The sequence below is a fragment of the Streptomyces sp. UH6 genome (assembly GCF_013421635.1).
Taxonomy (GTDB): Bacteria; Actinomycetota; Actinomycetes; order Streptomycetales; family Streptomycetaceae; genus Streptomyces; species Streptomyces abyssomicinicus.
On the sequence record NZ_JACADT010001277.1, the window covers coordinates 1 to 1,319 of the forward strand.

Consider the following 1,319-nt stretch of genomic DNA (forward strand, 5'->3'; position numbering starts at 1 on the left):
GCAGCCGGACGGGGCGGGCGCCGGTGGCGGCCACCAGCACGTCGTAGCCGACGGGCCCCTGGTCGGTGTCGGCCTCCTTGTCGGCGGGGCGCACGCCGGTGACCCGGCGGCCCAGCCGCAGGTCGATGCCGAGGCCGGTGAAGTCGACGTCGAAGGCGGCCTCGTCGCCCTTGCCGAGCAGCACGCCCTTCGACAGCGGCGGCCGGTCGTACGGCGGGTGGGGTTCCGCGCCGATCAGCGTCACCGGGCCGTCGAAGCCCTGCTCGCGCAGCGCCACCGCCGTCCGGACCCCGGCCATGCCGGCGCCGGCGATCACCACCCGCCGTCCGGACCGTTCCCGCGTCTGCTCGCTCACGCCCTCGCTCACTCCCTCACCATAGACACCGGACCGCCGGACTCACGGACGGATCTCCTCCACGACACTGGTGCCGCTGCCCGCCCGGGACTCCCACTCCCAGGTCTCCTCCAGCCGGATCCGCCCGTCGGGCAGCTCGACCACCCGTGAGAGGCAGTGCCCGGAGGCGGTCGCGCCGTCCCGGGTCAGCTGGACGTAGCGGAAGTCGACGCGGTCGTCCTCACGGGTGCCGACCAGGTACCCGCGGGTGATGTCGCCACCCTGATAGGTGGCCCACACCTGCCCGTCGCGCTCGTGGTAGTCGAACCGGGTCGCGGAGCCGACCTGGCCGGGCACCTGGGTGGTCTCATCGGCGATCGGGGCCATCAGCAGGCCGTCGAGGGAGCGGGGCACGGGTGACTCTCTTTCAGCGTCGTGGAACCGCGGGTTAGGGTGGCGACGGTAAAGCACTCGCGGGAGCCCGGACGCACCGGGCTGAGAGGGAGGCTGGCGGCCTCCGACCGTACGAACCTGATCCGGGTCATTCCGGCGAAGGGAGGAGCGGGACGTCATGACGTCCGACGTACTGGTGGTGGGCGGCGGCATCGTGGGCCTGGTGACCGCCTGGCGGGCCGCGCAGCAGGGCGCGGCCACCGCGGTGGTGGATCCGGAACCGGGCGGCGGGGCGGCCTTCGTGGCCGCCGGGATGCTGGCCGCGGTGACCGAGCACCATCACGGCGAGCAGGATCTGCTGGCCCTCAACCTGGAGTCGGCGCGCCGCTGGCCCGCGTTCGCCGAGGAGCTGACCGAGGCGTCCGGCACGGACGTGGGGTACCGCGAGACGGGGACCCTGGCGGTCGCCCTGGACGCCGACGACCGTGCGGAACTCCGCGAACTCGCCCTGCTGCACCGGCTGCACGGCCTGTCGTCGGAGTGGCTGACCGGCCGGGAGTGCCGCCGGCTGGAGCCGATGCTGGCGCCGGGC

Annotated in this window: 3 protein-coding genes and 1 riboswitch; of the genes, 1 reads left to right on the top strand and 2 read right to left on the bottom strand. The window is 74.1% G+C overall.

What is annotated here, in order from left to right:
* Both HW445_RS31240 and HW445_RS31245 read right to left on the bottom strand, forming a co-directional pair.
* A partial coding sequence (locus HW445_RS31240) for an FAD-dependent oxidoreductase (protein ID WP_180224146.1) occupies positions 1–355 on the bottom strand: 355 nt, incomplete at its 3' end.
* A gap of 42 nt (positions 356–397) precedes the next feature.
* Complete coding sequence (locus HW445_RS31245) at positions 398–748, bottom strand: hypothetical protein (RefSeq protein WP_180224147.1); 351 nt, start codon at positions 746–748, stop codon at positions 398–400.
* Between the two features lie 49 nt (positions 749–797).
* Positions 798–910, top strand: a riboswitch (TPP riboswitch).
* Between HW445_RS31245 and HW445_RS31250 the strand changes: the two genes are divergently transcribed.
* Positions 906–1,319, top strand: a 414-nt coding sequence (locus tag HW445_RS31250; RefSeq protein WP_180224148.1) for an FAD-dependent oxidoreductase, incomplete at its 3' end; no start/stop codon positions are given. (Overlaps the previous riboswitch by 5 nt.)